Origin of the sequence: Bacillus sp. JJ1122, assembly GCF_036964885.1 — a bacterium.
Classification (GTDB): domain Bacteria; phylum Bacillota; class Bacilli; order Bacillales; family Cytobacillaceae; genus Mesobacillus.
Window position 1 is genome coordinate 1 of record NZ_JBALQL010000022.1, and the last position, 4,646, is coordinate 4,646.

General features: G+C 44.0%; 5 protein-coding genes. 3 read left to right on the forward strand and 2 right to left on the reverse strand.

Annotated elements, in window-relative coordinates:
- Positions 1-112: 112 nt before the first annotated feature.
- Positions 113-481, reverse strand: coding sequence for a hypothetical protein (locus V7201_RS12650; protein ID WP_335377101.1), 369 nt, complete (start codon positions 479-481; stop codon positions 113-115).
- Positions 482-654: 173 nt separating this feature from the next.
- Here V7201_RS12650 and V7201_RS12655 point away from each other — a divergent pair, with 173 nt between their 5' ends.
- Positions 655-1,158 (forward strand): NUDIX hydrolase, encoded by a 504-nt coding sequence (locus V7201_RS12655; protein WP_335377102.1) that lies wholly within the window; start codon positions 655-657, stop codon positions 1,156-1,158.
- A 28-nt stretch (positions 1,159-1,186) separates the two neighbouring features.
- Complete coding sequence (locus tag V7201_RS12660) at positions 1,187-1,996, forward strand: alpha/beta fold hydrolase (RefSeq protein ID WP_335377103.1); 810 nt, start codon at positions 1,187-1,189, stop codon at positions 1,994-1,996.
- Positions 1,997-2,063: 67 nt separating this feature from the next.
- Here V7201_RS12660 and V7201_RS12665 read toward each other — a convergent pair whose 3' ends face one another.
- Positions 2,064-3,008, reverse strand: a complete 945-nt coding sequence (locus V7201_RS12665) for a Gfo/Idh/MocA family protein (protein WP_335377104.1) — start codon at positions 3,006-3,008, stop codon at positions 2,064-2,066.
- Between the two features lie 196 nt (positions 3,009-3,204).
- Between V7201_RS12665 and V7201_RS12670 the strand changes: the two genes are divergently transcribed.
- Positions 3,205-4,497, forward strand: a complete 1,293-nt coding sequence (locus V7201_RS12670) for a GntP family permease (RefSeq protein WP_335377105.1) — start codon at positions 3,205-3,207, stop codon at positions 4,495-4,497.
- Positions 4,498-4,646: the final 149 nt, after the last annotated feature.

Below are 4,646 nucleotides of genomic sequence, written 5' to 3' on the forward strand. Positions count from 1 at the left end.
CCTTCGACGGACACGATGTTCTAGTGCCGACGTTGCCACAGGACGTGGCGGTTTTAGTCGGCCAGCGCTTGTCGGGGCAGACCAAGGCGCTTGCGCTTTTCTTATGAATTGATTAAAAATCTCCATCCGTAGCGGAGAATGGGATGTTCAAACGGTTTTCCACTGTACGGAGGCGCTGGTTCAGCCTATTCAGGCGACGTGTATGTCTTTCATCATTTTGATTCAGTCTTTGAATTTCGTCGTTTATACGGTCGATCTCCCTGTTCAGCCGAGTTATTTCCCTGTTTTGGCGGGCAAGTTCTTTGTTCTGTCTGTCTAATTCAGCTTTTTGCTGCTGAGACTGACGTTCAAGTTGATTAACCCTTCTTTCAAGCCCCTGCTGTCTATCATTTGGTTCCTGCTGCTGTCCGTAATAATTATAGTCGTATTGTGTATAAGGGTCGAAATGCTGAGGGCTGTAATAATACTGATATGGATTCATGCGGGCACACTCCTTATTTTAAATCCGCCTTCAAAGCAGACGAATAAATTCTTTATAAAATATGTAGGTAAACGCGGAGGGTGTGGGCTATCGCCCAGTGAGGGGTGAGACCTAAAATATTAGGAAGGAAAAATATGGAGAGTGAGAGAATGTATAGTTAGGTGGTGAATGGAATGGGAATGTCCAATTATTATAAAAATCTTAGAAACAGCTTTGGAGCGGAATTAATTTTCATGCCAAGTGCAGCGGGAATCGTGCGGAATGAAGCAGGGGAGATCTTGTTCCAAAACAAAGGCAATGGTGAGAAGTGGAGCCTGCCAGCAGGAGCGATCGAAATGGGAGAAGCTCCAGCCGAGGCGGTTGTGCGTGAAGTATGGGAAGAAACAGGCTTATATGTAAAACCTCTTAAACTTTTAGGTGTTTTTGGCGGCAAGGATTTTCGCTACGAATATCCAAACGGTCATAAGGTAGAATATGTCGTATTCGTTTTTGACTGTCAGGTTCAAGGTGGGGAACATAATCCGATTGATAACGAAACCGCAGAGCTTCGTTATTTTAGTGCCGATAAAATGCCCGAGCTTGCGCTGCCATATCCAAAAAGTATCTTTATAGAAACAGTCAATGAAAAAACAGAATTTCAGTGGAAAGATGAATGGGTGAACAAGCTGCAGGAATAAGATGAGGATAAAGAGGGAGACATACGACATGGAATGTAAAGTTAGTAAAGGAACCATTCATTATGAGATTCAAGGAGAGGGTTTTCCTATAGTGATCCTTCACGCAATGGGCACTGATCATCGCTCAATGAAGGCATGGGTGGAACCTATTTTTGACAAAATGGTAGGATTCCAAAGGGTGTATGTTGATTTGCCAGCCCATGGCGGAAGCGTGATTGATGAAAGTGTAACATCTACAGATGACATGCTTGAAAATCTTCTGGAATTTATTGATGCAGCAATGGAAAATCACGAGTTCTTGCTTATCGGCTCTTCCTTCGGCGGCTATTTAGCGCAAGGCATCCTTCATAAAAGAAGAAATCAGGCAAAAGGCATTTGTTTGCTGGCGCCAGCTTTGCATTTAAAAGAGCGCACTCTGCCCGAACGAATTGTTTTTGAAAAAGACGAGGATCTGCTGGAAACCTTGAATTCCGATGTCAGAACGGCATTTGAAACACTTTTTAACTATCAAAATAAGAAGAATATTGTTTCCTTTATGGACGAAATCCAGCCAGGCAGGCTATTGGCAGACAGGGAGTTCTTAAGTTCAGATTGGAAAACCAAAAGATATTTTCTATCAGAAGAACCTTTTTATGAAGAAAAAGCTTTGCCTCACCCAGCACTGTTCCTGCTTGGGAAACAGGATTATATTTGCGGATATAAAGATCATCAACATTTGGCTCAAAAGTTTCCGAATTCTACTTTTGCTGTAATAGATAAGGCAGGACATATGCTGCAAATTGAGAAGCGCGAGGCAGTGCAGCTGCTGCTGAAAGATTGGCTGATCAGCAGCTATTAAAAAAAGAGCGCAGCAATCTGCGCTCTTAATTTCATCCTTTTCGAAGGGAATTTATCCTTACCTAAACTCATCCTTTTCTAAGCTCTTCTAAAACGACCTGTGCCTCATAGCCAGCAGCAAAATCGATAATGGAAGCTTCTTCGCCTTTTACACCTTTTACAAGATTATCAATCAAAGAGTCTGTCATGGAGTTGTCGGCATCTAATGGAACAATGTCCTCACCGATCTTTCCACCTTCAAGCTGTCCCCAATTCAATAACGATAATGTGCCCTCTGTCCCATAGGCAGTGAACGCAATTTCTTCTTTCCCGGCAATCTGGCTCATGCCATCAATCAGTACGGGAGTTCCATCTGAAAGCTCTAAGGTTGCCAAAATAGCATTCTCGCAAGCGTGTGGGTCTTCCGGAAACTGCAGCTGGACGTCTTTAACTTTCACATCTCCAAAAATCCTCTGAATCTGCTGGATATAGTGAATGCCCACCTCAAGTACATAGCCGCCTTGTTCCTTGCTTGCCACCCATGCATTTTGCTGCCATGGACGCGGCCATTCTGGAAAATGCATCTTCAGCTGGACTCTTCTCAGCTTCCCCACATAGTCAGTCTTGATCATTTTTTCAAAAGTCCTGGCAGCAGGACTGTAATTGAGCGGGAAATTCATGGCATGTACAACGCCGGCAGCTTGGGCCTGGTTTAAAAGGCTTTCCGCTTCTTCAAGAGAATTTGCCAGCGGTTTTTCACATAAAATATGTATTCCTTTTTTCATTACATCGGATGCAACGGCATGATGGAACTTTGGCGGCACTGCCACATACACCAGGTCCAATTCAACTTGTTCAAGCATTTCGTTATGATCACGAAACGCAGGAATCCCGCCAAGCTGAGCAGCAACTTCCTTTGTTCTTTTCTCCAAAGTATCACATACAGCCGCAATCACCGTTTCAGGATGATTTTCAAATCCTTGGATCAAACGCTGACCAATTGCCCCAAGGCCAATAACTCCAACTTTTATCATAAGGAACCTCCAGATTAGTATCTTTTATTTTTATTATACAAATTATTGTGAAAATAAAGTAGTAGAGGAAGAATGGTGACAAAATTTTTGGCAGCGTTTTTTCGTTTAAAGAAACTTAAATGATGTTCATCCTCCCCTAACTATATTAATATTCTAGTAGAACGGTCTATTTTTTACATACCTTGGAGGAACTCTCATGAATGAAGCCGTGATCCACTGGGGCGGAGCAATCTTAGGATTAATCATTGCCATCATCCTGATTTTTAAAAAAGTAAATCCAGTATACGCTCTGTTTGCTGGTGCGATTGTTGGCGGCCTTGCTGGAGGAGCATCGCTTGATGAAACTGTCAACATTGTAATTGAAGGAACGAACAGTGTGATGCCGGCAGTTGTCCGTGTATTGGCGGCAGGAGTTCTCGCAGGCATTTTGATTGAGTCGGGAGCTGCTGAAAAAATGGCGGAAACGATTGTTGGCAAGCTGGGCGATAAGAAAGCTATTTTGGCGATTGCGTTGGCATCAATGATCATCACGGCTGTAGGAGTGTTCGTTACGGTTACGGTTATCATTATCGCTCCGATTGCTCTGTCCGTAGGAAGGAAGACGGGGCTTTCAAAGCCTTCGATACTTATTGCGATAATCGGAGGAGCGAAGGCAGGAAACATCATCTCGCCAAATCCTAACACCATCGCTGTTGCCAAAGGATTTGACGTCGATCTATCACAAGTTATGCTGCATGGATTTTTACCGGCAATAGGAGGGATTATTGCTACGGTACTCATTGCAAGACTGCTTAGCAAGAAAGGCACAAAGATAAGTGAAGCGGACCAGCTGGAAAAGATTCATTCAAAGGATAAGCCTAGCTTTGGAAAAGCGATTGTTGCACCTGCAGTAGCAATCGGTCTGCTCGCAATCAATCCTGTAGGCAGCCTGTTGCACATTGATGCACTAGCGTCTGTAAAAATCGACTCCATGATCATCCTGCCATTCGCAGGTATAGTCGGCCTGATCGCTATGGGCAAGTTCGATAGGGTCATAGAATATACAACATCTGGCTTCAATAAAATGACAGGTGTGGCGATGATCTTGATTGGCGCTGGTTCGATTGCAGGAATCATCTCCCATTCAAACTTAAGCAGTGTAGTGGTCAACAGTATCGAGGCAGCTGGTATTTCAGGAACGCTGCTCGCTCCAATTGCCGGCATTTTAATGGGTGGAGCGACAGCAGCAACCTCCACAGGCACAATCGTTGCAGTAGGTACATTTGGCAATGCGATCATTGATATGGGGGTCGCTCCATTAAGCGCTGCTATAATGGTTCACGCAGGGGCAACCGTCCTCGACCATCTGCCGCATGGGAACTTCTTTCATGTGTCAGCAGATGCAGTGAAAATGAATATAAGAGAAAGAATGACATTACTTCCTTACGAGACAGCAGTGGGATTCATCATGACCATCATTGCTACAATCATTTATGGATTTATCCTATAAAAAATGCCTTTCCGCTCTGGAAAGGCATTTTTCGGCTAAGAGGAAAGTATAAATTTTTTCGGAATGGCTCTGTTAAACAAGGCTGTTAATTTTCGTTCCAGGCGCTTCGCTTTCCGCGGGGCTGGCGTTGAGCCTCCTCGTCGCTTCGC